The 25,156-nt window shown below is 67.6% G+C and carries 20 protein-coding genes; 5 read left to right on the top strand and 15 right to left on the bottom strand.

The window, feature by feature from the left end:
- Window positions 1–8: 8 nt before the first annotated feature.
- A complete protein-coding gene (locus QZ749_RS05445) occupies window positions 9–947 on the top strand; it encodes a carbohydrate kinase family protein (RefSeq protein ID WP_296944194.1) in 939 nt (312 codons plus the stop codon).
- 87 nt (window positions 948–1,034) lie between these two features.
- Here QZ749_RS05445 and QZ749_RS05440 read toward each other — a convergent pair whose 3' ends face one another.
- The 13 genes from QZ749_RS05440 to QZ749_RS05380 form a co-directional block, all read right to left on the bottom strand.
- Window positions 1,035–1,568 carry a YggT family protein gene (locus QZ749_RS05440; RefSeq protein ID WP_296944192.1) on the bottom strand — a complete coding sequence of 178 codons (534 nt, stop codon included), beginning with the start codon at window positions 1,566–1,568 and terminating at the stop codon, window positions 1,035–1,037.
- 108 nt (window positions 1,569–1,676) lie between these two features.
- The gene (locus tag QZ749_RS05435; protein WP_296944190.1) at window positions 1,677–2,885 is read right to left on the bottom strand and encodes a transcriptional regulator; all 1,209 of its coding nucleotides are present in this window, start codon (window positions 2,883–2,885) and stop codon (window positions 1,677–1,679) included.
- A 666-nt stretch (window positions 2,886–3,551) separates the two neighbouring features.
- Complete coding sequence (locus QZ749_RS05430; protein ID WP_296944188.1) at window positions 3,552–4,817, bottom strand: glycosyltransferase family 4 protein; 1,266 nt, start codon at window positions 4,815–4,817, stop codon at window positions 3,552–3,554.
- Between the two features lie 180 nt (window positions 4,818–4,997).
- The gene (pgeF, locus tag QZ749_RS05425) at window positions 4,998–5,693 is read right to left on the bottom strand and encodes a peptidoglycan editing factor PgeF (RefSeq protein WP_296944186.1); all 696 of its coding nucleotides are present in this window, start codon (window positions 5,691–5,693) and stop codon (window positions 4,998–5,000) included.
- Between the two features lie 114 nt (window positions 5,694–5,807).
- Window positions 5,808–6,911 carry a ribonucleotide-diphosphate reductase subunit beta gene (locus QZ749_RS05420; RefSeq protein WP_296944183.1) on the bottom strand — a complete coding sequence of 368 codons (1,104 nt, stop codon included), beginning with the start codon at window positions 6,909–6,911 and terminating at the stop codon, window positions 5,808–5,810.
- A 65-nt stretch (window positions 6,912–6,976) separates the two neighbouring features.
- Complete coding sequence (locus tag QZ749_RS05415; protein WP_296944180.1) at window positions 6,977–9,898, bottom strand: ribonucleoside-diphosphate reductase subunit alpha; 2,922 nt, start codon at window positions 9,896–9,898, stop codon at window positions 6,977–6,979.
- A 475-nt stretch (window positions 9,899–10,373) separates the two neighbouring features.
- Window positions 10,374–11,819 carry a sigma-54 dependent transcriptional regulator gene (locus QZ749_RS05410; RefSeq protein WP_296944177.1) on the bottom strand — a complete coding sequence of 482 codons (1,446 nt, stop codon included), beginning with the start codon at window positions 11,817–11,819 and terminating at the stop codon, window positions 10,374–10,376.
- Between the two features lie 40 nt (window positions 11,820–11,859).
- Complete coding sequence (locus QZ749_RS05405; protein WP_296944175.1) at window positions 11,860–13,536, bottom strand: PAS domain-containing sensor histidine kinase; 1,677 nt, start codon at window positions 13,534–13,536, stop codon at window positions 11,860–11,862.
- Window positions 13,537–13,558: 22 nt separating this feature from the next.
- A complete protein-coding gene (locus QZ749_RS05400) occupies window positions 13,559–13,843 on the bottom strand; it encodes a PP0621 family protein (protein ID WP_296944173.1) in 285 nt (94 codons plus the stop codon).
- On the bottom strand, window positions 13,840–14,646 hold the full coding sequence (locus QZ749_RS05395; protein WP_296944171.1) for an inner membrane protein YpjD: 807 nt from the start codon (window positions 14,644–14,646) through the stop codon (window positions 13,840–13,842). The genes QZ749_RS05400 and QZ749_RS05395 overlap by 4 nt, the downstream gene beginning before the upstream one ends.
- Before the next feature lie 230 nt (window positions 14,647–14,876).
- The gene (locus QZ749_RS05390; protein ID WP_296944169.1) at window positions 14,877–15,674 is read right to left on the bottom strand and encodes an ABC transporter ATP-binding protein; all 798 of its coding nucleotides are present in this window, start codon (window positions 15,672–15,674) and stop codon (window positions 14,877–14,879) included.
- A 1-nt stretch (window position 15,675) separates the two neighbouring features.
- Window positions 15,676–16,509: an ABC transporter permease gene (locus tag QZ749_RS05385; protein WP_296944167.1), complete on the bottom strand. Its 834-nt coding sequence runs from the start codon at window positions 16,507–16,509 to the stop codon at window positions 15,676–15,678.
- Between the two features lie 13 nt (window positions 16,510–16,522).
- On the bottom strand, window positions 16,523–17,500 hold the full coding sequence (locus QZ749_RS05380; RefSeq protein WP_296944163.1) for an ABC transporter substrate-binding protein: 978 nt from the start codon (window positions 17,498–17,500) through the stop codon (window positions 16,523–16,525).
- A 307-nt stretch (window positions 17,501–17,807) separates the two neighbouring features.
- On the opposite strand from QZ749_RS05380, the gene ffh reads away from it, so the two are divergent.
- Window positions 17,808–19,175 carry a signal recognition particle protein gene (gene ffh, locus QZ749_RS05375; RefSeq protein WP_296944161.1) on the top strand — a complete coding sequence of 456 codons (1,368 nt, stop codon included), beginning with the start codon at window positions 17,808–17,810 and terminating at the stop codon, window positions 19,173–19,175.
- A 243-nt stretch (window positions 19,176–19,418) separates the two neighbouring features.
- Window positions 19,419–19,820 carry an SWIB/MDM2 domain-containing protein gene (locus QZ749_RS05370; RefSeq protein ID WP_296944159.1) on the top strand — a complete coding sequence of 134 codons (402 nt, stop codon included), beginning with the start codon at window positions 19,419–19,421 and terminating at the stop codon, window positions 19,818–19,820.
- Window positions 19,821–19,982: 162 nt separating this feature from the next.
- On the opposite strand, the gene QZ749_RS05365 is transcribed toward QZ749_RS05370, so the two are convergent.
- Together QZ749_RS05365 and QZ749_RS05360 are read right to left on the bottom strand one after the other, a co-directional pair.
- On the bottom strand, window positions 19,983–20,645 hold the full coding sequence (locus tag QZ749_RS05365) for a lytic transglycosylase domain-containing protein (protein ID WP_296944157.1): 663 nt from the start codon (window positions 20,643–20,645) through the stop codon (window positions 19,983–19,985).
- Window positions 20,645–22,378 (bottom strand): proline--tRNA ligase, encoded by a 1,734-nt coding sequence (locus QZ749_RS05360; RefSeq protein WP_296944154.1) that lies wholly within the window; start codon window positions 22,376–22,378, stop codon window positions 20,645–20,647. Before QZ749_RS05360 ends, QZ749_RS05365 begins: the two co-directional genes overlap by 1 nt.
- Before the next feature lie 324 nt (window positions 22,379–22,702).
- Here QZ749_RS05360 and QZ749_RS05355 point away from each other — a divergent pair, with 324 nt between their 5' ends.
- Window positions 22,703–23,335: an RNA pyrophosphohydrolase gene (locus QZ749_RS05355; RefSeq protein ID WP_296944151.1), complete on the top strand. Its 633-nt coding sequence runs from the start codon at window positions 22,703–22,705 to the stop codon at window positions 23,333–23,335.
- Between the two features lie 182 nt (window positions 23,336–23,517).
- Window positions 23,518–25,083: a retroviral-like aspartic protease family protein gene (locus QZ749_RS05350; RefSeq protein WP_296944149.1), complete on the top strand. Its 1,566-nt coding sequence runs from the start codon at window positions 23,518–23,520 to the stop codon at window positions 25,081–25,083.
- Window positions 25,084–25,156: the final 73 nt, after the last annotated feature.

Here is a 25,156-nt window from a genome sequence, read left to right as displayed (position 1 = left end):
GGGACACCATGACCAAGACCTCGCTGATCTGCGGCTCGATCGCCTTCGACAAGATCATGCAATACCACGGCCGTTTCGGCGAAACCCTGCTGGCCGACCAGCTGCACCGCGTGAACGTGTCCTTCCTGGTGCCGACGCTGCGCACCGAATACGGCGGCTGCGCCGTGAACATCGCCTACAACCTCAAGATGCTGGGCGGCGATCCGCTGATCATGGGCACCATCGGCCAGGATGGCAGCGACTACCTCGACCGCATGGAACAACAGGGCCTGGCGACCAATGCGATCCGCACGATCGCCGATGCCTACACGGCGCAGTGCTTCGTCACGGCCGACCTGGACAACAACCAGATCAACGCCTTCCACCCGGGCGCGATGCAGTTCTCGCACGAGAACAGCATGGCCGACTACCTGCCGCTGCGCGTGGCGATCGTCGCGCCGGACGGCCGCGACGGCATGATCCAGCACGCGCGCGACTGCGCGCAGCGCGGCGTGCCGTTCATCTTCGACCCGGGCCAGCAGCTGCCGATGTTCAGCGGCGAGGAACTGCTGACCTTCATCGACCAGGCCACCTACCTGGCCTGCAACGACTATGAATTCGAGATGGTGCTGGACCGCACCGGCCTGTCGCTGGCCGACATCGCGGCGCGCCTGGACGCGCTGGTGATCACGCGCGGCGAACAGGGTTCGGACATCCACGCCGGCGGCGAGCACCACAAGATCCCGGCGGTGCCGGCCGACGCCGTGGTCGACCCGACCGGTTGCGGCGACGCCTATCGCGCCGGCCTGCTGTTCGGCATCGCCAACGGCCTGGACTGGCCGACCACCGGCCGCCTGGCCAGCATCCTGGGCGCGATCAAGATCGCCCACCAGGGCGCGCAGAACCACGCGTTCACGGCGCAGGAGATCGCCGACCGCTTCGAGGCGGCCTTCGGCTACCGCTTCTGACGGCGGCGCCGCGCCGGACCGGCGCGGCCGACGACAGCGCACAGGCGCGCGCCCTTTGCGGGGCGCGCGCTTTTTTTGCGCGGACGGTCAGTGGAACAGGAACAGCTGGCGCAGCACGTACTGCGCGATCTGGATCAGGATGAAGGCGACCAGCACCGACAGGTCGAGCCCGCCGACCGGCGGCACCACGCGGCGCAGGGGGCGCAGCAGCGGCTCGTTGAGGGCGCGGACGAAGGGCGCCAGCGGCGCGTGCGGATTGATCCAGCTGAAGACCACCTCGATGATGAGCAGGCCCATGAAGCCGTACAGGATCCAGCTGAGGAAGCGGTAGACCGCGAACAGCGCGACGGTCTGGCCGTCGACGGCGGGGTTGAGCAGCATGACCGAGCTGGCCAGCAGCACCACCAGGAAGGCGCCGATGAGGCTGGCCCAGTCGTATCCGCCCATGCCCGGGACGACGCGGCGCAGCGGGCGCACCAGCCAGTCCGACAGGGTAAAGGTGAATTGCGCGATCGAGGACGGCGGGCGAACGCGGATCACCTGCATCCAGAAGCGCAGCAGCAAGACGCCGCCGAGGACGCTGGCCGCGGTATCGACGATCAACTGAAGAATGGGCAGCACGAGGACTCCTTTTCAAAAAAAAACCGCCGTGCGAGGCCCGACAGGCTCACACAGCGGTATTTTGCCTCATCCGCGAAAAGCGAGGCAAATGGCGCGGCTGCAGGCGTCTTACGGACGGCTGCTGGTCGGGAACGGCCAGGCTGCCGGCGCGATCACCGACTTCGGTGCCGACGCGGCGGCCGGCTGGGCAACGGCGTTGTCCGTCTTGCCGTCGGTTTTCGCTTCGGCCTTGGCTTCCGCCTTGGTGTCGGCCTTGGCTTCCGGCTTGGCGTCGGCCTTCGCTTCGGTCTTCGCGGCCTTCGGCGCGGCGGCCTTCTTCGCGGCCGGCTTCTTGGCGGCCGGGGCGGCGGCCTCGGTCTTGGCTTCTACCTTGGCGGCAGGGGCAGCAGCGGGAGCGGCAGGAGCGGCGGCCTTGGCGCTGGCGGTCTTGGTCGCGGCCGGCTTGGCGGCGGTCTTGGTGGACGCAGCCTTGGTCGCGGTCTTGGTCGCAGCGGCAGGCTTGGCGGCGGCGGTCTTGGTCGCAGCGGCAGGCTTGGCGGCAGCGGCCTTGGTGGTGGCGGCCTTGGTGGTGGCGGCCTTGGTGGTGGCAGGCTTGGCGGCGGTCTTGGTGGCCGTGGCCTTCGCAGCCGGCTTGGCGGCGGTCTTGGTCGCTGCTGCCTTGGTGGTCGACTTGGCGGCGGGCGACTTGGTGGCGGTGGCCTTGGTGGCGGCGGCCTTGGTCGCGGCCGGCTTGGCGGCGGTCTTGGTCGCTGCTGCCTTGGTGGTCGACTTGGCGGCGGTCTTGGTCGCTGCTGCCTTGGTGGCGGTCGACTTGGCGGCGGTCTTGGTCGCTGCTGCCTTGGTGGTCGACTTGGCGGCGGTCTTGCCTGCTGCTGCCTTGGTCGTGGTCGACTTGGCGGCGGTGGTCTTCTTCGCTGCCGGCTTGGCGGTGGCCTTGGTGGCGGTCGACTTGGCGGTCGACTTGGCGGCGGTCTTGGTCGCTGCTGCCTTGGTCGCGGTCGACTTGGCGGCGGTCTTGCTTGCTGCGGCCTTGGTGGCGACCGGCTTGGCGGCGGCGGTCTTCCTGGCTGCCGGCTTGGCGGCCGTGGTGGTCTTGCTTGCGGCTGCCTTGGTCGCGGTGGTCTTGGTCGCGGCGGCCTTCGCCGGCGCCTTGGTGGCGGCGGCCTTCTTCGCGACCGGCTTGGCGGCCGGTTTGGCGGCCGACTTCACGGCGGCGGCTTTCTTCGCGACGGGTTTTTCTGCGGCGGCCTTGGCGGCCGGCTTTGCGGCCGATTTGGCGGCAGCTTTTGCTGCGGGTTTCTTGGCGGCTGTTGCCATTTTAAGTTCTCCTTCTCTGCGATGAGAAAATACGCTACAAGGTTTGAACCCGTCCAACCCGGTCTGCTTGGTCGGGCGAATTATTCATCGGCGCAAACGCGGTGTTTGCGTCAATGAATCCGGCACCAGCTGAACTGCTGCAACTCCTCAAGTCTGCAGCGCTTCAGCTATCGTCGTCGCCGACGACCGAAACGACTAGAGTTCGATGGTTCGTCTGCGCCGTCCATCGCTGCCCCATGAGGCGAAAAGAAAAAGCCGCCATGCCCGAAACTTATTCAGGCAATGCGGCTTGTTCTTTTCGCTAAGCTCATGCGCATCTGAATGAATCAGCGTCCCATTTTTGATCGGATTTGCGCTGCGTTCGGTGCGCGGATTCGGGCAGAAAATGCTTGCTCTAATCGCACTCTTCACGTTTTGACAAATTCAATCACGTAAAGTACACGAAAACCTTGTCAGTGCGCAACCCGCGCACGGTATTTTTCATGCCTTTTCACGAGGGAGAACCAGGGCCTCCGGACTTTCCTTCGATCGTCGCGACGACAGTTGATTCTTACGCGTTCTGCTCGGTCTCCAAAAACAAGCGCACATCGTGCTGCGCATTCCATCCTGCTTCGCATACGGCCTTTATCTACGGGGCTTCTGCGTTTCCAGCGTCGTTGCGGCGACTCACGCGGCCGCGCGCGGCTGCGGCCGCGCGAGCGGCGTGAGCAGCTCGAGATAGGCCGGCAAGCCGACCGTCCCGAAGTCGAAGCGGCGCTGCACCGTGGCGCGTCCGGCCATGCCCACCGCTGCGATCTCGTCGCGCCGCGCGACCAGGTCGAGCACGCGCGCCGCCCATGCCTCGACGTCGAAGAACGGCACCAGGAAACCGTTCTCGCCATCGCGGATCACCTCGCGCACGGGCGCCGTATCCGACGCCAGCACCGGCGTGCCGCTCGCCATCGCTTCCAGCATCGACCACGACAGCACGAACGGATACGTGAGGTACACGTGCAGGCTCGCGACCTGCAGCGCGCTGCGGTAGACGCCATAGGGCACCTTGCCGAGGAAGTGCACGCGCGACCAGTCCACCTGCGTGCCGGCCTTGTCGAGTTCGTCCACCAGCGCGGCGCGGTAGCCGTCGAAGCCCTGCGGCGGCTTGCGTCCGTAGCTGACGCCGTCGCCGCCGATGACGACGACCTGCAGCGCCGGGTTCCCGGCCAGCAGGCGCGGCAGGCTGCGCATGAAGACGTGGAAGCCGCGGTAGGGTTCGAGGTTGCGCGCCACGTAGGTCAGCACCGGCTGCGCGCGCGTGAGCACGCGGCCGTCCGGCAGCGCCAGGCGCGCCTGCGGGTCGGGGCCGAGGAGCGTCGTGTCGATGCCTTCGTGGATCTCGCGGATCTTGCCGCGCAGCTCGGGCGGATGCACGTCGCGCTGCCAGCGCGTCGGCGCGACGCCGTCGTCGGCCGCCAGCAGCGACTGCATCAGCACGGAGTTCTTGATGCGCAGGCGCAGCCGGTCGTCGAAGCTGGCCGGGTACTCGGGATCGAAGCCGACGTCGCTGCCTTCGGCCGACCACCAGAACTCGCAGAACACCACCAGGCGCGCCTGCGGGAACACGTCCTTGACGAACAGCGCCTCGCCCCAGCCCGGATGGCAGACGACGACGTCCGGCGTCCAGCCCTGCTTCTGCAGTTCGACGCAGACGCGCGCGACCGACTGGCCGCGCCGCACGCAGGCCTCGAAGTGCTTCAGGTAGTGATGGGTCTTCTCGCCGGCGCCGTCCGGCACCGGATAGCCGATGACGCGCACGCGCGGTCCCGGATGCTCGCGCCGCACGGCCGTCTCTTCACCGATCGCGACGAGGTCGAAGTCGGACCGGGTCTGCAGGTACCGGATCAGCCGGCGGAACTGGCCGGGCAGGTTCTGGTGGATGAAGAGGACTCGGGTCATGGTGGCGGCGCGCTCGATGGTCTCGCAGTTCGTTCAGGGCTCGAATTGAGCGCATGATAGCCCCAGACTTGCACGCGTGGCGCGTGGCACGCACAAAAATCGCATCGGCACCCGCATGCGGCGTGCCGCCGGCGCCACGAAAGCGCCGCGCGCACGACCCCGGCGCAGCGCACGGCGCCTTTATCTACAAGGCGGATGCGGCGCCGCCAGCGCGATGACCGACCAGTTCACGTCGACCACCGGCGTGCGCGTCGCGCGGTCGCGGCGGTAGCTGTGGAAGGCGCAGCGTCCGTCGGCGCGCACGTGGCACATCGTGCATTCGTCCCTGGCGGCCACGGCGCGCACGCCGATGTCTTCGAGCTGGCGCCGCACGATGGCGGGCAGGTCGAGCCTGCGCGGCCGCGGCGCGACCAGCGCGCGGGCATGGCCGCGGCCCGCGACGAAGCCATCGATCACCTCGTCCCCGACTTCGTAGCAGCATGGATGCGCGGCCGGCCCGATCGCCGCCAGCCAGTCGCCGGGATCGCCGCCGCGCGCACGCACCAGGTCGGCGAACGCATCGACGATGCCGGCCTGCGCGCCGCGCCAGCCGGCATGCAGCGCCGCCACCTCGCGCCCGTCCGCGCGCGCCAGCAGCACCGGCACGCAGTCGGCGGTGGCGATCGCGAGCAGCAGGCCGGGCCGGTCGGTGAGCATGCCGTCGGCCTCGCCGCAATCCTCGTTCGGTGCGGTGACCACGGCGATGCGGGTGCCGTGGCGTTCGTGCTGCACGGGACGGCGCGCCCAGTAGCCGGGCAGCAGCGCGGCCATGTCGTCGTGGCGGGTGCCGAAGGCGTGGACGATGGCGGGGGAATCGAGCAGGGGGACGGTGAGCATGGCGCCGATTATCCGTCTTTTGCGTGACACGGGTGCGACCGGGCGGCACGCCAAAACGACATCGCCCCTGCGCAAGGCAGGGGCGATGGTGGTGCTACGCGGGGTGAAGCGGGATCAATCCCAGCTCAACGCCCCACCCGTCTGGTACTCGGTGACGCGCGTCTCGAAGAAGTTGCGCTCCTTCTTCAGGTCGATCATCTCGCTCATCCACGGGAACGGGTTTTCCTCGTTCGGGAACAGCGCGTCCAGGCCGATCTGCACGGCGCGGCGGTTGGCGATGAAGCGTAGGTAGCCCTTGAACATGGCGGCGTTCAGGCCCAGCACGCCACGCGGCATGGTGTCTTCGGCGTAGGCGTATTCCAGTTCCACGGCCTTGGTGAACAGCACTTTCAGTTCCTCGCGGAACTCGGCGGTCCACAGCTGCGGGTTTTCCATCTTGATCGAGTTGATCAGGTCGATGCCGAAGTTGCAGTGCATCGATTCGTCGCGCAGGATGTACTGGTACTGCTCGGCGGCGCCCACCATCTTGTTCTGGCGGCCCAGCGCCAGGATCTGGGTGAAGCCGACGTAGAAGAACAGGCCTTCCATCAGGCAGGCGAACACGATGATCGACTTCAGCAGCTTCTGGTCGGCTTCCAGCGTGCCCGTCTTGAATTCCGGATCGGTCAGCGTCTCGATGAACGGGATCAGGAACTGGTCCTTGTTGCGGATCGAGTCGATCTCGTTGTAGGCGTTGAAGATTTCCTTCTCGTCCAGGCCCAGCGATTCCACGATGTACTGGTAGGCGTGGGTGTGGATCGCTTCCTCGAACGCCTGGCGCAGCAGGTACTGGCGGCATTCCGGCGCCGTGATGTGGCGGTAGGTGCCCAGCACGATGTTGTTGGCGGCCAGCGAGTCGGCGGTCACGAAGAAGCCCAGGTTGCGCTTGACGATGCGGCGCTCGTCTTCAGTGAGACCGTTGGGGTTCTTCCACAGCTCGATGTCGCGCTGCATGTTCACTTCCTGCGGCATCCAGTGGTTGGCGCAGCCGGCCAGGTACTTGTCCCAGGCCCATTTGTACTTGAACGGCACCAGCTGGTTGACGTCGGTCTTGCCGTTGATGATGCGCTTGTCGTCCGCGTTCACGCGCTTGGCGACGTCGACCGCGGAAGCCTCGGGATTGGTGGCGGTTGCCGGGGCCGGCACGGCGGCCGGTTCATCGTCCCAGGAGAGAGCCATGATGTTTCCTTCTAATATTATTTGCTGACCGCCGTCCCCGCCTGCGCGGGGACGATGTGCTTGAGTTATTGGCAGGCTTCGCACTCGTCGAAGCCGGCGTCGCCCGGACGCAGGTAGCAGGCGGCGCCTTCCACCACGTCCGCTGCGGCCGCGGGAGCGGCAGCCGGGGCCGGGGCCGCCGCCGCCGCCGGGGCGGCCGACAGGCCGCCGTCGACCGGCACGGCGTTCAGGGCGCCGGTACGGGTGGTCGACTTCTCCATGTGCGTCGCCGCGATGGTGCGCAGGTAGTAGGTCGTCTTCAGGCCGCGCAGCCAGGCCAGCTTGTAGGTCTCGTCCAGCTTCTTGCCCGAGGCGCCGGCCATGTACAGGTTCAGCGACTGGGCCTGGTCGATCCACTTCTGGCGGCGCGAGGCGGCTTCCACCAGCCACTTCGGCTCGACCTCGAACGCGGTGGCGTAGATGTCGCGCAGGTCCTGCGGCACGCGGTCGATGCGCGACAGCGAACCGTCGAAGTATTTCAGGTCGTTGATCATCACCTCGTCCCACAGGCCGCGCGCCTTCAGGTCGCGCACCAGGTAGGCGTTGATGTCGGTAAATTCGCCGGACAGGTTGGACTTCACGTACAGGTTCTGGAACGTCGGCTCGATGCAGGCCGACACGCCGATGATGTTCGAGATGGTCGCGGTCGGGGCGATCGCCACGCAGTTCGAGTTGCGCATGCCGTGCTGCTTGATGCGGTTGCGGACGATCGACCAGTCCATGCTTTCCGACATGTCCTGCTCGAGGTAGCCGCCGCGTTCCTCGGCCAGCAGCTTGATCGAGTCCTGCGGCAGGATGCCGCGGTCCCACAGCGAGCCTTCGTACGACTCGTAGCGGCCGCGCTCCTCGGCCAGCTCGGTCGATGCCAGGTAGGCGTAGTAGCAGACGGCTTCCATCGAGCGGTCGGCGAACTCCACGGCTTTATCCGAGGCGAACGGTACGCGCATCATGTGCAGGCAGTCCTGGTAACCCATGATGCCCATGCCGACCGGACGGTGGCGCAGGTTCGAATTGCGCGCCTTGTCGACGGCGTAGTAGTTGATGTCGATGACGTTGTCGAGCATGCGCATCGCGGTGCGGATGGTCTTCTGCAGCTTGACCACGTCCAGGCCGTCGCCCTTCATGTGCGCCGGCAGGTTCACCGAACCCAGGTTGCAGACGGCGATCTCGTCGGCATTGGTGTTCAGGGTGATCTCGGTGCACAGGTTCGACGAGTGGACGACGCCCACGTGCTGCTGCGGCGAACGGATGTTGCACGGATCCTTGAACGTGATCCACGGGTGGCCGGTCTCGAACAGCATCGACAGCATCTTGCGCCACAGGTCCAGCGCCGGGATCTTCTTGTACACGGTCATTTCGCCGCGCGCTGCCTTGGCTTCGTAGCCCAGGTAGGCTTGCTCGAAGGCCTTGCCGACCTTGTCGTGCAGGTCCGGCACTTCGGACGGCGAGAACAGGCTCCAGTCGCCCTTTTCCATCACGCGCTTCATGAACAGGTCCGGGATCCAGTTCGCGGTGTTCATGTCGTGCGTGCGACGGCGGTCGTCGCCGGTGTTCTTGCGCAGGTCGAGGAATTCCTCGATGTCCAGGTGCCAGGTTTCCAGGTAGGCGCAGACGGCGCCCTTGCGCTTGCCGCCCTGGTTCACCGCCACGGCGGTGTCGTTGGCGACCTTCAGGAACGGCACGACGCCCTGCGACTTGCCGTTGGTGCCCTTGATGCGCGAGCCGAGCGCGCGCACCGGAGTCCAGTCGTTGCCCAGGCCACCGGCGAACTTCGACAGCAGCGCGTTTTCCTTGATGGCGTCGTAGATGCCTTCCAGGTCGTCGGCGACCGTGGTCAGGTAGCAGGACGACAGCTGCGAGCGGCGGGTGCCCGAGTTGAACAGCGTCGGGGTCGAGCTCATGAAGTCGAAGGTCGACAGCAGGTTGTAGAACTCGATCGCGCGCGCCTCGCGGTTCTCTTCGCGCAGGGCCAGGCCCATCGCGACGCGCATGTAGAACGCCTGCGGCATCTCGATGCGGGTGTCGCGGATGTGCAGGAAGTAGCGGTCGTACAGGGTCTGCAGGCCGATGTAGTTGAACTGCAGGTCGCGGTCGGCGACGATCGCCCTGGCCAGCTTCTGCAGGTCGAACTTGCCCAGTTCCTCGTCCAGCAGCTCGGCCTCGATGCCTTTGGCCACGTATTGCGGGAAGTAGGTGATGTACTCTAGAGCGGCGCCGGCCTGCGGCACTTCGTGGCCGAAGACTTCCTTGCGGATCGTGTGCAGCAGGATGCGCGCGGTGACCTGGCCGTAGGCCGGATCCTTTTCCATCAGGGCGCGGGCGGCCAGGATGGCGGACTTGTGCAGTTCCTCGACCGGCACGCCGTCGTACAGGTTCTTGACGGTCTCGGCCAGGATGGCGTCGGCGTCGACGTGCTTTTCCAGGCCGGTGCAGGCGGCGTTGATCAGGGAGATCACTTCGTTCATGTCCAGCGGACGGCGCGCGCCGGCGTCGACCACGTGGATCTGCGGGGCCTGGACCTGCGTGCCGCCGGCCGCTTCCTTGGCGGCGCGGCGCTCGTCCATGCGCTTGGCGCGGTACAGCACGTATTCGCGCGCGACGTCATGCTCGCCCGAGCGCATCAGGGACAGTTCCACCTGGTCCTGCACATCCTCGATGTGGAAGGTGCCGCCGTTCGGCTGACGGCGCACCAGCGCCGCGACCACGTTGTTGGTCAGCTCGTCCACCAGCGCGCGGATGCGCGCCGACTCGCGGCCCTGCTCGCCGTTCACGGCCAGGAAGGCCTTGGTCATCGCCACGGCGATCTTGTTCGGCGCGAACGGCACCACCGCGCCGTTGCGGCGGATGATGCGGTAGTCGCCGTTGGCGACCAACTCGGCCGCGCCGGCACCGGCTGCCGCCCCTGGCGCGACGTACGGGTTGATGGAAATGTCCGAAGATGTTTGCATTGAGGAGCCTCCCAGGATGGCGTTCGTCACGCCCGCCGACATGTTCGGGACCGCGATACGGCCCCAGCAAGGGTTACAAAAGAATGCTGCCAACTCGTTAAAATTGGCAACCTATTAACTTCCAGCAAATAATAAAGAGGGGAGCCATGTGTGGAAACCGCTTGCATGGGGCCCCTCTGCTGCTGTTTGGCCTGTTGAGTCAGACCACTACATCTAGTGCGTTACTGCGTTATAGACCTAATTGTAGTCGATATTCGGCAAGATCAAAGGACCAAAGCCGAGGATTTTTTTGTGGCGCTCGCCTTGACATTTGTTAAAGCAAGCCAGCTCAAGCCCTCCTCGATAGTGAGCACTAACATGCCGTTTGGAGGGCCCGTCCATGGTGCGGCGCAGACCGCCACAGTTGCCAGGAAGAAGGGCAATGCGCAGGGTGGGCACCCCGTGTCCACCCTGCGTCGCTACGTCGCAGCATCGGTCAGGGTTCGGGCGCGTGGATCCCGAGCTTCTGCATCTGGTAGCGCAACTGGCGCACGCTGATGCCGAGCAGGGCGGCGGCCTGGGTGCGGTTGAACTGGGTCCGGGCCAGCGCGCGCTGGATGATGTCGCGCTCGACCTGGCTCAGGTAGTCGGGCAGGTTGCTGGGCAGCGCGTCCGGCGCCGCCGCCGCCGGCGCAGGGGCGGGCGCCGGTTCCGCCGCCACGGCCGGCGCGGCGGCCGGCGCGCCGGGCGCCGCCTCCCCCGCGCGCGCGCCCTTGAGCAGCAGGTCGCCGACCTCGATCGTGCCGTCGTCGGCGAAGGCCAGCGCCCGTTCCAGCACGTTCTCCAGCTCGCGCACATTGCCCGGGAACGGATAGGCGCGCAGCGCCTGCGCCACGCCCGGGCCCAGGCGCGCCGGCGGCTGGCCGGGGCCGGCCAGGCGCGCCAGGATGGCGTCGACCAGCAGCGGCAGGTCGTCGAGGCGCTCGCGCAGCGGCGGCAGCGTGAGCTCGATCACGTTCAGGCGGTAGAACAGGTCCTGGCGGAACAGGCCGTCGGCGACGCAGCGCGCCAGGTCCTTGTGGGTGGCGCTGACGATGCGCACGTCGACCGGCTCCTCGGCGGTGGCGCCGATCCTGCGCACGCGCCGTTCCTGGATCGCGCGCAGCAGCTTGACCTGCATCGCCAGCGGCAGGTCGGCCACCTCGTCCAGCATCAGGGTGCCGCCGTTGGCGGCCTGGAAGAAGCCGTCGCGCTCGTCGACGGCGCCGGTGAAGGCGCCCTTGCGGTAGCCGAAGAACTCGGCCTCCATCAGCGCCTCGGGAATGGCGCCGCAGTTCACCGCCACGAAGGGCTTGCCGGCGCGCGCGCTGCGGGCATGGATCTCGCGCGCGGCCAGTTCCTTGCCGCTGCCCGACTCGCCGTTGATGGCGATCGGCGCCTGCGAGCGCGCCAGCCGCGCGATCTGGGCGCGCAGCGCCTGCATCGCCGGCGACGTGCCGACCAGGCGCGAGTCCGGCGCCGCCGGCGCGTCCTCCCCCGCCGCCGCCGTGGCCGCGGCCGCGGCGGCGGCCGGATCCGACAGCTTCAGCGCCGCGCGCACCATCGTGCGCAGGTCGTCCAGCACCACCGGCTTGGACACGTAGTCGAACGCGCCCGCCTTCAGGGCGACCACCGCGTTCTCGGCGCTGCCGTAGGCGGTGATCACGGCGACCGGGGTGTCGCGGTGGTTGGCCGCGATCTCGCGCACCAGTTCCAGCCCGAGGCCGTCGGGCAGGCGCATGTCGGTCAGCACCAGCGCGTAGTCCTGGCGGCCGAGCAGGCCGCGCGCCTCGCGCACGGTGGCGGCGCTGTCCACGTCCAGGCCCATCTTGAGCAGGGTGATCTCGAGCAGCTCGCGCAGGTCGGCTTCGTCGTCGACCACCAGGATGCGGGGGGAGCTCATGCTTGTTTCGTGTTCCTCTATATATAGTGTGCGGGGCGCGTCAGGCCGACGCCGCGAACGTGATCACGAAGCGGCCGCCGGCGCGGCCGCCGCCGCCCGCGTCGGGCCGGTGTTCGTAGTCGAGCATGGCGCCGTTGTTCAGGCACAGCTCGCGCGCCAGGTACAGGCCCAGGCCGGTGCCCTTGCTCGACGTGGTGTAGAACGGCTCGAACAGGTGGGCGCGCACTTCCGGCGTGATGCCCGGCCCGTCGTCCTGCACGTGCAGCTCGACCCGGCCGGTCGCGTCGAGCACGGGGAACACGCGGATGCTCGCGGGTTCGGCGCTGGCGTAGCGCACCGCATTGCCCAGCAGGTTGACCAGCACCTCGCGCAGGTGCAGGCCGTCGAAGCGCACCTGCAGGCCGTGCGCCGCGCCGAGCCACACTATATCACCGCGCACGCCCTGGGTTTCCGTGAATTCGGCGTGCACCTCGGCCAGGAAGGCGGCCAGCGCCACCGGCTCGCCGTTCGGCTGCACCTTGCGCGACAGCTTCAGGATGTCCTCGACCATGCGGTTCACGCGTACCACGTTGTCGTTCACGATGCGCAGCAGGCGCTGCTCGGCGGGGCCGTGCAGGTCCTCGGCCAGCAGCGCGGTCGCGTGGCCGATCGCCGACAGCGGATTCCTCACCTCGTGCGCGATGCTGGCCGTCAGGCGTCCCATCGACGCCAGCTTCAGTTGCTGCGCCTGGTTCTCGATGGCGCTCACGTCCTGCAGGAAGATCACGCTGCGCTCGGCCCCGTCGTGCGGCGCGTCGACCAGGGCGAAGCGCAGGCGCAGGTGCACCGGCTGGTCGAGGCGGCCGCGCACCAGGCCCTCGGCCCCCTCCTCCTGCCAGCGCTTGACCGTCACGTAGTCGGCCGGCGGCGCCGGCAGCGCGTTGATGCAGCAGCCGATCCAGGCCGCGTGGCTGTGCGCCAGCGGCTCGAAGGCGGGCACGTCGCCCAGGCGAAAGCCGCCGATCTCGCCCGCCGGCCCCGCCTCCAGGCCGAGCATGCGGCGCGCCGCCGGATTGCCGCCGAAGACCAGGCCGTCGCGACCCAGCACCAGGATGCCGTCGCCGACGTCCTCGACCACGATCCGGTACACGGCCTGCTGGATGCGCAGGTCGGCGCCGCGCCGCGCCGCCAGTTCTTCCTGGCCGATCAGGCGCGCGGCCAGCCGGTTCACCACCAGCACCAGCGCGAAGAAGGCGGCGCCGGCCAGGCCGGTCTGCATCAGCGGCGGCTCCTCGAAGCGCACGAAGATCTGCCACACGCCCTCGGCCAGCACGAACAGCGTCGCCAGCGCCGCCGAGAACAGCGCCAGCAGCAGCGGCGCCAGCATGGCGGCGCCGGCCAGCGGGAACAGGTACAGCAGCGCCAGCCCGCTGCGCAGGCCGCCCGCGGACGCGTACAGCAGCGAGATCGCCACCAGGTCGGCCAGCACCTGGATGCACAGCTGCAGCAGGAAGCGCCGGCGCCAGCGATAGGCGACCACGGCGAATCCCAGCGCCAGCGCCAGGTAGGCCACGCAGGTCTCGGCGTCGGCCGCGCCGGGCAGGTGGCTGCGGCGGCTGTCCACGCTCAGGTACAGCAGCAGCACCAGCGCGATGACGATGCGGCTGACGGTGAACGTCTGCAGCGAGCGCCAGAAGGTCGCCCGCGACGCGGCGGAAAGGGACTGCCAGGGCGCCATGCGTAGCGGGCCGGACGCCGGCTTACTTGGGCGGCAGCTGGGCGTGCGCCGGGCTGCAGTAGTCGCGCCCGTTCGCCCGCACCGCCTCCGAGGACGGGAAGTAGATGCCGCAGTGGGCGCAGTTGGACATGGTCTCGGTGTCGTCCTCGACGCGGCGCCACGGCCCCGCGCCCGGCCCGCCGGCGCCGCCGGCATGCGCAGGCCCCTGGGCCTGGGCCTGTGCGCGCGCCATCGCGGCGCGCACCTTGCTGCGCACGGCCATCACCACGAGGATGACGAGCGCAATCCAGAAAAGCAGTCGCGTCATACGAACCCCCGGTGCAGAACGACTTCAAAAACGAAACGGCTGCCGACATAGGCCAGCGCCAGCGTGGCGAATCCCGCCAGCGTGAAGCGCAGCGCGGTCTTGCCGCGCCAGCCGCGCCAGCGGCGTCCGGCCAGCAGCGCGGCGAACAGCAGCCACGACAGCAGGGCGAACACATTCTTGTGGTCCCAGCGCAGCGCCTTGCCGAACAGCTGTTCGGAGAACACCAGGCCGGACAGCACGGTCAGGGTCAGCAGGACGAAGCCGATCCAGATCATGCGGAACAACAGTTTTTCCATGGTCAGCAGCGCCGGCAGCTGGTCGATCGCGGCGCCCAGGAAGCCCTTCTTGTTGGCGCTGCGGGTGTGCAGGCGCGCCTCCTGCAACGCCATCAGCACGGCGTGGAAGGCGGCGATGGTGAGCGTGCTGTAGGCCAGCACGGCCACGGCGACGTGCCAGCCGAAGGCGGGCGTCTGCGCCTGTACCGGCATCAGGCTGCCGGGGAACAGCGACGGCAGCACCGCGGCGACGGCCGCGCACGGCATCACCATGCGGCGCATGCCGTCCAGCGCGAAATTGCGGTTCTCGACCCAGTAGGCGGCCACCGAGATCCACAGCGCCGCCGACAGCATGAAGGCGAAGCCGATGCGCAGCGTGCCGCCGCCCAGCAGGTCCGGCCACAGGCCCAGGCCGTGCAGTACCCAGGCGGCCGCCGTGACGCCGGATACGAGCGCGCCCCGCCGCGACGGCAGCAGGGCGCATACCGCGTACAGGATGGCCGCGGCAATGAACAAGGTGGTTTGCATACCGGCGAGTCTACACCATCCGGATTGGTCGAGCACAGCTTGCCGGAAGGGAAATGCCGAACCAGGGTCCATTTGACTAAAACAGGATCACTGGCCGCAAAACCGTCGTCCCGGCGGAGGCCGGGACCCAATGCGCATGCAGTGCGACAACGCATGCATGATTGGGCCCCGCCCTCCGCCGGGGCGACGATGGACCTTTTGCGACAGCCTCCTGCGCCGGGGCGACGGTGTCAGTCCACCGCCGCGGCCCGCATCTCGGCAGCGTGGTGGCGCTGCTGCTCCTCCATCACCAGCATGCCCAGTTCGCGCTTGAGGGCGTTGAATTCCGGCGCCGCCGGGTCGCGCAGGCGCGGCAAATCGACCCGCATGTCGCGCTTGACCGTCCCCGGCCGGTAGGTCATCACGACGATGCGGTCGGCCAGGTAGATCGCCTCCTCGATGCTGTGGGTGACGAAGACGACGGTCTTCTTCCATGCGGCCCAGATGCGCAGCAGTTCGTCCTGCAGGTTGCGCCGCGTGAGCGCGTCGAGCGCCCCGAACGGCTCGTCCATCAGCAGCACGGGGGAGTCCAGCGCCAGCACCCGGGCGATCGCCACGCGCTGGCGCATCCCGCCGGACAGGTCCTTCGGATAGCGCCGCGCGAAATCCTCCAGCGCCAGGAGTTCCAGCAGCCCGGCCACGCGCGCCGCGACCTGGCCGCGCGCCATGCCCTTGATCTCCAGTCCGAAGCCGATGTTCTGCGCGACCGTCATCCACGGGAACAGCGCGTATTCCTGGAACACCATGCCGCGCTCCGGCCCCGGTCCCGCCACCGGCACGCCGCCGGCCAGCACGCGTCCGCGGGTGGGCGGCGCGAAGCCGGCGATGGCGTTGAGCAGCGTCGACTTGCCGCAGCCGGACGGCCCGAGCAGGCAGACGAACTGCCCCGGCGGGATGGCCAGGTCGATGTCCAGCAGCGCGGCCACGTCGCGGCCGCCGGCGGAAAACACCTTGCTCACGTTCTCGACCAGGATGTGGGCGTCTGCCATGTCATTGCTCCAGGCCGCGGTGCCAGCGCAGCAGGTAGTTGTTGAGGCGGTTCATGCCGACGTCGATGGCCAGGCCCAGGAGGCCGATGGTGATCATGCCGGCGATGATCTTGTCGGACCAGAAGTACTCGCGCGCTTCCAGGATGCGAAAGCCCAGGCCGTTGTTCACGGCGATCATCTCGGACACGATGACGACGATGAAGGCGGTGCCGATGCCGATGCGCACGCCGGCCAGGATGTACGGGACCGCGGCCGGCAGGATCACGCGCAGGAACATGGTGGCGCCGCCGGCGCCCAGGTTGCGCGCCGCGCGCAGGTAGATGCCGTCGACCTGGCGCACGCCGGCGATGGTGTTCATCAGCACCGGGAAGAAGGCGCCCAGCGCGATCAGGAACACGGCCGGTGGATTGCCCAGCCCGAACCACAGGATCGACAGCGGGATGTAGGCGATCGGCGGGATCGGCCGCAGCAGCTGCACCAGCGGGTTCAGCCAGGCATACACGACCCGGCTCGCGCCCATGGCCAGGCCGAGCGGCAGCGCCAGGCCGGCGCCGACGGCGAAGCCGACGACGACCCGGTACAGGCTGCCGAGCGTGTCGTGGATCAGCTCTCCCGACAACATCCAGGCCAGCCGCCCGCCCCCGCCGTTTTCCTGGAACATCGCATAGTCCTGCAGCGGCAGCAGGTACTCGACCCACTTCCGCCACACCGCCAGCGGCGACGGCAGCACGTTCGGGTTGACCCACCCCAGCATCGCCACGCCCTGCCACACCAGCAGCGCGGCGACCGGCACCACCAGGCCGACCGCGGCGTCCCGCCATGTACGCTTCGCCATCGCGGCCCCCTGCCTACTTGACGTTCAGGCTTTTCTTGGCGGCGTCGAGCAGGTCGGTCCTGACCCACTCCTTCGCCACCGGCGGCTTGGCCATGCGCCCCACGCCGGTCCTGGCCATGATGTCGGTCGTGACCTGGATGTGCTCGGGCGTGATGTCGTAGCTGTAGGGCGAATTGCTGATCGCGTCGTCGAAGTCGTCCTTCGTGATCTGGCCCTTGAACACGACCTCGCGCACGTACTTCTCGGCCAGCGCGCGGTCGCTGATGAAGGCGCTGGTGGCCTGCACGAAGCAGCGCATGAATTTCTCGGCGAGCGGGCGCTTGCCGTTGTAGAAGCTCTCGGTCATCACCATGGTGCGCACCGGCTCGCCGATCGGGGTGTCGTAGGGCTTGATGACCTCGACGCCGAAGCCCTTGTTGATCGCCTGCGAGGACTGCGGCTCCGACTGCATCATCGCGTCGATGTTCTTGCCCAGCAGCGCCTGGTTCAGGTCGGCGTAGGCGAGGAATACCAGTTGCACGTCCTTGCCCGGGTTCGGCGCCGACGACAGGCCGGCCTTCTGCAGTTCGGCCAGCAGGAGCACTTCCTGGATGCCGCCGCGCGTCACGCCGACCTTCTTGCCCTTCAGGTCCTTGACCGACTTGATGTTGGTGTCGGCCCCCGCGACCAGGCGCGCGCCACCCTTGGCGAAACCGGCCACCACGTAGATCGGGGCGCCGCCGGCGCGGCCCGAGATCGCCGCCTCGGACGCCGTGGTGCCGACGTCCAGTTCGCCGGCGATGATGGCCTGCATCACGTCCAGGCCCTTGGCGAACACCCGCTCCTCGACCTTGATCCCGCACTTGGGCGCGATCTCCTTGATGTACGACACCGCGCCGTAGTGCGCGAACTTGAGGTTGCCGAGCCTGACCACGTCCTGGGCCTGGGCGCCGCCTGCGGCCAGCAGGGCGGCAATGGCGAGGGTCTTGACGAACACGTTTGCTGCTTTCATTTGCCTGTCTCTCCGTGATGGTTCTACTTGAATGAACTGCTGCGGTGTCGAGGTGCGGCGAAACGGGGTGTGGCCCTGGGCGTGTCGTGGTGCGGGTTCGCCGCGGCGTGATGCCAGGGAAAGGTATAACGTGAAGCAACACATTGTCAAACTGTCCGTACGTTGGCTTGGCCCTTCTCAAATACGGTGCTTGCGCAGGACGGTTGCAAACCGCCGAATCCAGGCCTTGCCCCGCAAAATGGCGGCCCAACATGGGGTAGAATGCCCGTTTCGTATGCACTCCCATTTACAGTGTCAAAGGTAAAACATGCTGGATAACCTGACCCAACGCCTTGCCAAGGTCGTCAAGACGATGCGCGGCGAGGCGCGCCTGACCGAAGCGAACACCGCCGAGATGCTGCGCGAAGTGCGCCTGGCCCTGCTCGAGGCCGACGTGGCGCTGCCGGCCGTGCGCGAATTCATCGCCAACGTCAAGGCAAAAGCGCTGGGCGAAGAAGTCATCGGCTCGCTCTCCCCCGGCCAGGCCCTGGTGGGCGTGGTGCAGAAGGAGCTGGCCGCCCTGATGGGCGCCGACCTCGGCCCCGACGCCACCCAGCTCTCGTTCGCCCAGCAGCCGCCGGCGATCATCCTGATGGCGGGCCTGCAGGGTGTCGGCAAGACCACCACCACCGGCAAGCTGGCCAAGTACCTGAAGGAGCAGAAGAAGAAAAAGGTGCTGACCGTCTCCGCCGACGTCTACCGCCCCGCCGCGATCGCGCAGCTGGAATCGGTGACGAAGCAGGTCGGCGCCGACTTCTTCCCGTCCACCGCCAGCGACAAGCCGGTCGACATCGCCCGCAATGCGCTGGACTGGGCGAAGAAGCACTACCACGACGTCCTGATCATCGACACCGCCGGCCGCCTGGCCATCGACGACGCGATGATGCAGGAAATCGCCGCCGTGCACGCGGCCGTCAATCCGGTCGAGACCCTGTTCGTCGTCGACGCCATGGTCGGCCAGGACGCCATCAACACGGCCAAGGCCTTCAACGACGCGCTGCCGCTGACCGGCGTCGTGCTGACCAAGCTCGATGGCGACTCGCGCGGCGGCGCGGCGCTGTCGGTGCGCCACGTGACCGGCAAGCCGATCAAGTTCGCCGGCGTGTCCGAGAAGCTCGACGGCCTCGAGGCCTTCGATCCGGCCCGGATGGCCAACCGCGTGCTGGGCATGGGCGACATCCTGGCGCTGGTCGAAGAGGCGCGCAAGGGTGTGGACATGCAGGCCGCGACCGACATGGCCAACAAGATCAAGTCGGGCGGGAAGTTCGACATGAACGACTTCAAGGCCCAGCTCACGCAGATGAAGAAGATGGGCGGCATGGCCGGCCTGCTCGACAAGCTGCCGGCGCAGTTCCAGCAAGCCGCCAGCGGCGCCAACATGGACCAGGCCGAGAAGCAGGTGCGCCGCATGTGCGGCATCATCGACTCGATGACGCCGCAGGAGCGCGCCAAGCCGGAACTGATCAAGGCCAACCGCAAGCGCCGCATCGCGGCCGGCGCCGGCGTGCAGGTGCAGGAAGTGAACCGCATGCTGAACCAGTACGACCAGATGAACACCATGATGAAGAAGCTCAAGGGCGGCGGCCTGATGAAGATGATGCGCGGGATGAAGGGCATGATGCCCGGCCTGCGCTGATTGTCGCAGCGCTCCGCGAAAGCCGCGCGAGGCCATGCCCGCGCGGCTTTTTTCATGGGCGCGCGGCCGCGAAAATGGCGGTTTTTCCCTCTTGCGCGGCGTGGTTAACACATTCCACGGATTTCCTCCGTATCAGAGTGAAAAAGTTTCGAAAAAGACTTGCACGAACACTAAATCCCTACCAATATAGGCCGTGCGATTCATAGCGCAATTTTCAATGTGTTCCGTTTAGGAGGCTCGAATATGGCAACAGCCAAAAAAACCACCGCAGCGCCGGCAAAGAAGGCCGCTGCCAAGCCGGCAGCGGCGGCGAAGCCTGCCGCAAAAAAGGCAGCAGCTCCTGCCAAAGCAGCAGCACCGAAAGCAGCAGCAGCGGCAAAACCGGCAGCGGCCCGCAAGCCGAACGCCGCCTTCATGAAGGAAATGACCCCGTCGGCGACGCTGGCCGAAGTGGTCGGCGCGAAGCCGCTGCCGCGCACCGAAGTGACCAAGAAAGTCTGGGAGTACATCAAGAAGCAGAACCTGCAGGACGCGGCCAACAAGCGCATGATCAATGCCGACGACAAGCTGAAGGCGGTCTTCGGCGGCAAGGCCCAGGTGTCGATGTTCGAGATGACCAAGCTGATCTCCGATCACCTCAAATAACAAGCAAGAACGACCGGCTGCCCCGCTGGCCAAGTGACGAAAAACCCCGGATTGCCGGGGTTTTTTGTTTTGGCGGTGGGGGCGCGCACGATGTGCATGCGCCAACAATGGAAACCGGGGTCAGAGCCCCTGGAAATCAACACCGGGCTCTGACCCCTGGCGCTACCGCGACGCGACCGCGCTGGTCGCGCCTTGCTGCGCCTTGAATTCCCAGTTGCGCCACGCCGCCAGCACCGCGTTCGGATAATCGGGCTTGCCGCGGCTGCCGTTGTAGCGGCCCAGGGCCAGGTACAGGTTGCCGCCTTCCATGTCGATGTACATGCGCAGGATCGAGCAGCCGTAGCGCAGGTTGGTCTGCATGTCGAACAGCGCGCGCCGGTTGGCGTCGCCGATCACCCGGGTCCAGAACGGCATCACCTGCATGTAGCCGCGCGCGCCGGCGACCGACACCGCGTACTTGCGGTAGGCCGATTCGACCTGGATCAGGCCCAGCACCAGGCCCGGATCGAGTCCCGCGCGCGTGGCCTCGTACCAGGCCGACTCGAGGAACTCGGTGCGCGTCTGCTCGTCCGGCAGGCGGCGCTTGAGGCGCGCCGACATCGCGTCGAACCATTGGCGGTAGCGCGCGCGCGCGGTCTCGTCGCGGAACACCGGTTGCGGCGGACGACCGTCGTTGATGGCGCGCTCCAGCGCCAGCCGCACCGAGTCGGCCATCGCCTCCTCTTTCTGGTTGCCGGCGTGGGCCGCGCCGCCGCTCATCAATGCGGCGGCCAGCAACGCCGGGCCGAGCCGGGCGCAGGCCCGGCGGATCGACTGCGCGGCCATTACTTGCCCAGCTTGCCTTTGACGAATGCCACCATGTCGGCGGCCGGGACGGCCGTGGCCTCGGCATCGCGGCGGCCCTGGTATTCCAGGTTGCCTTCCTTGAGGCCGCGCTCGCCGATGACGACGCGGTGCGGCACGCCCACCAGTTCCCAGTCGGCGAACATGGCGCCCGGACGCAGGCCGCGGTCGTCGACGATGACGTCGACGCCCGCCGCCAGCAGCGCGGCGTACAGGCGGTCGGTTTCCGCCTTCACCAGCTCGCTGCGGTCGTAGCCCATCGGGCACAGCACCAGTTCGAACGGCGCGATGGCGTCCGGCCAGACGATGCCCTTGTCGTCGAAGTTCTGCTCGATGGCGGCGCCCAGGATGCGGGTCACGCCGATGCCGTAGCAGCCCATCTGCATCGGGGCCGGCTGGCCCTTCTCGTCCAGGTAAACGGCGTTCATCGCGGCCGAATACGCGGTGCCGAGCTGGAACACGTGGCCCACCTCGATGCCGCGCTCGATCGCCAGCACGCCCTTGCCGTCCGGCGCAGCGTCGCCCTCGACCACGTTGCGCAGGTCGGCGACGACGGGCTCCGGCAGGTCGCGGCCCCAGTTGGCGCCGGTGTAGTGGTAGTCGGCCGCGTTGGCGCCGCACACGAAATCGGCCATGTTGGCGACGGTGCGGTCGGCCACCACGGTGACCGGTTGCTGCGCGCCGATCGGGCCCAGGTAGCCCGGCACGCTGCCGTAGGCTTCCAGGATCTCGGCTTCGGTGGCGAAGCGGAACGCGCCCAGGCCGGGGATCTTCGAGACCTTGACTTCGTTCAGCTCGTGGTCGCCGCGCAGCAGCAGCAGCCAGTTTTCCTTGACCACCTTGCCGTCGACTTCCTTCTCGGCCGTCAGCGCGATCGACTTGACGGTCTTGTCCAGGCCGATGCCCAGCAGCTTGGCGACGGCCTCGCACTTGGTGGTGCCCGGGGTCGACACCTTGGCCAGTGCCTGCGTGGCGGCGCCGCGCGCGGCCGACAGCGCCGGCGCTTCCGCCGCTTCCATGTTGGCGGCGTAGTCGGAGGTCGGGCAGTACACCAGCGCGTCCTCGCCGGTGCCGGCGATCACGTGGAACTCGTGCGAGCCGGTGCCGCCGATGGCGCCGTTGTCGGCGGCGACGGCGCGGAACTTCAGGCCGAAGCGGGTGAAGATCTTCACGTAGGCGTCGAACATGGTCTGGTACGACACCTGCATGCCCGCCACGTCGCGGTCGAAGGAATAGGCGTCCTTCATGGTGAACTCGCGGCCGCGCATCAGGCCGAAGCGCGGGCGGCGCTCGTCGCGGAACTTGGTCTGGATGTGGTAGAAGTTGACCGGCAGCTGGCGATACGACTTGATCTCGCTGCGCACCACGTCGGTGACGACTTCCTCGGAGGTCGGCTGCAGCGCGAAGTCACGGCCATGGCGATCCTTGAGGCGCAGCAGTTCGGCCCCCATCTTGTCCCAGCGGCCCGTTTCCTGCCACAGTTCGGCCGGCTGTACCAGCGGCATCAGCAGCTCGATGGCGCCCGCCTCGTTCATTTCTTCGCGGATGATGGCTTCCACCTTGCGGATGACGCGCAGGCCCATCGGCATGTAGGTATAGATACCCGAGCCGATGCGCTTGATCATCCCGGCGCGCATCATCAGCTTGTGGCTGACGATCTCGGCGTCGGACGGGGCTTCCTTGAGCGTTGAAATAAAAAATCGTGAGGCGCGCATATCGATGAATTCTTTTTAAAAAGAGAGGGTTATAATCGACCTAATTTTAAAGGATTAGCCGGCCGATGCATCCAATCTTTATACAAATGGGTCCGAAACAGGGGTGCATGCCGTTGTTCCTGTGCGGGTAAACGGCAGAGGTACCCAGGCGGGCCTTGAAAAACCGTAGCGAGCGGCAGCAGTTCCGGCCGAGAAGCGCAGCCGTACGACCGTACGGCGAGCATCGCAGGCCGGAAATGCAACGCGTAGCAGGTTTGGCAAGGCCCGATGGATTTATAAGTAGAAATACAAGAGCAAGGCCGGCAGAAAGTTTCGAGGTGAATCATGCTCGATCGTGAAGGGTTTCGCCCCAACGTCGGCATCATCCTGCTGAATGCCAACAACGAAGTTTGGTGGGGCAAGCGGGTGCGCGAGCACTCATGGCAATTTCCGCAAGGAGGTATCAAATACGGCGAGACGCCGGAGCAGGCGATGTACCGCGAGCTCGAGGAAGAAATCGGCTTGCGCCAGGAGCACGTCAGGATCGTGGGACGGACCCGCGACTGGTTGCGCTACGAAGTGCCCGACCACTTCATCAAGCGCGAAGTGCGCGGTCACTACCGCGGCCAGAAGCAGATCTGGTTCCTGCTGCGCATGGTCGCGCGCGACAACGACGTCAACCTGCGCCTGACCGACCATCCCGAATTCGATGCCTGGCGCTGGCACGACTACTGGGTGCCGCTGGACGTGGTCATCGAGTTCAAGCGCGACGTCTACCAGCGCGCGCTGCAGGAACTGTCGCGCTTCCTGACCTGGCCGCCCAACGGCCAGGAACGGCGCCAGGGATCGCGCTACCTGCGCCAGCCGCACGAGCGGCGCGGCCAGGGTGGCGGCAGCAAGGTGGTGGTGGCGGCCAGCAAGGTCATCGCCGACGCCGCCGTCAGCGCGAAGCTGGAGCTGGCACGCGGCAAGGATTGACGCCGCGCGACGGCGACGCGATGGACAGGCAAGCCCGTCACGGGAGTGACGGCGCTTGCCTTTTTTATTTCCAATTGGCAATTCCTCTTCGCTGCGCGGCATTGTGACATTTGAAGAGACTTTTCGCGCTCGCGCTCGATAGAATCGTCCTCGAGCGAGTCACCCATCGAAGGACACCTGCCGTGAAACGACGCCTGCCCCTGCTGCTGGCCACCCTGCTGTTCCCCGCCCTGCCGTTTTCCGCCCTGGCGGCCGAGCCGACCGGCTGCATCTATGTCGAGCTGGCCAGGCTGCCGGTGCGCTACGTCGGCCTGGGCCTGGCGCCGGCCGTCGACGGCAGCATCGACGGCACGCCGGCCACCATGCTGGTCGATACCGGCGCCTTCGACACCGTCCTGACGATGACCGGCGTGGCGCGGCGCGACCTGGTGCTGCTGATGACCGGCCGCCATGCCGAGGGCTTCGGCGGCCTGACGCGGCTGTATTCGACGCGGCTGGAGCAGTTCGCCATCGGTCCGGTGCAGAGCCGCCGCAGCGTCAACGTGGGCGTCGTCTACGAGATGACCTCGCCGCCCAGCTACGACGGGATCGTCGGCGCGCCCTTCCTGCTGCAGGCCGACTTCGAGGTCGACCTGCGCGCGCGCCAGCTGCGCTTCTTCCGTCCCAGGGACTGTTCCGGCGTGCCGCTCAAGGTATGGCCGGAGCACACGTTCGCGGTGCCGTTCGTGCGCAGCCTGTCGAACAGCCCGAACCCGCACTTCACGGTCAAGGTCAACGGCAAGGAACTGGAAGCGCTGATCGACACGGGCGCCCACCGCAGCCTGATGACCCGGCGCGCCGCCAGGCGCATCGGCATCGACGTCGACGCCGGCGGCCCCGGCGTGACGCGCCTGGGCGACAGCGGCGGCGTGGGCGCCGGGCGCGCGGCCAGCTGGGCGGCCAGGGTCGACGCGGTGGAAATCGGCGACGAGACCGTCCGCGACGCCGAGCTGCACGTCGTCGATGCGCAGGGCGTGGACGATGCCGACCTGTACCTGGGCCAGGATTTCCTGCGCAGCCACCGCGTCCTGTTCGCGATGAGCCAGCGCAAGCTCTACATCGCCTACCTGGGCGGCGACGTGTTCACGCGCGGGACCTCGCTCGAGCCGTGGATGCAGGAAGAGGCGGACAACGGCAACCCCGACGCCCAGTACACGCTGGCCATGATGTACGGCGCCGGACGCGGCGCGCCGCGCGATCCGCAGCTGGCCAGGTCCTGGCTGGAAAAAGCCGCGGCCGCCGGCCAGCCGCACGCCAACCTGGCGCTGGGACGCCAGCGCCTGCTGGCCGGCCATCCGGCCGACGCCATCCCGCTGCTGCGCAAGGCCCTCGACCAGTTGCCCGCCGAGGGCTTCGGTCCGCTGTGGCTGTACAACGCGCGCGTGCGCAACGGCGAACCCGAGCTGGCGCGCAAGGAACTCGCGACCGCGCTCGACAAGCAGCACCAGGACGACTGGCCGCAGCCGCTGGCGCGCTTCTACCTCGGCAAGATCGACGCCGCGCGCCTGCTCGACGAAGCCGGCCGGGACCGGCAGTTCGCCGCGCAGCGCAGCTGCCAGGCCAACGGCTACATGGCCGAGTGGTATGCGGCGGGCGGCGACCAGGCGCAAAGCGCGGCGCTGCTGGCCACGGTGCGCGCGCAGTGCGGCGCGCGCGCGGCGCCGGCCGCGCCGGCCCCCAGGGCGGAGGATGCGGACAAGGCGCCATGAGTCGCCACTGGCACGACCGGCGGGGACGGCGCCATCGCGCTACAATGACGCCCTTCCCCCGTATTCCAGTGCC

The sequence above is a fragment of the uncultured Massilia sp. genome, assembly GCF_913773735.1.
Classification (GTDB): Bacteria; Pseudomonadota; Gammaproteobacteria; order Burkholderiales; family Burkholderiaceae_D; genus Telluria.
Note: the sequence above shows the minus strand (reverse complement) of the source record. Positions and strands in the feature narration are given on the sequence as shown.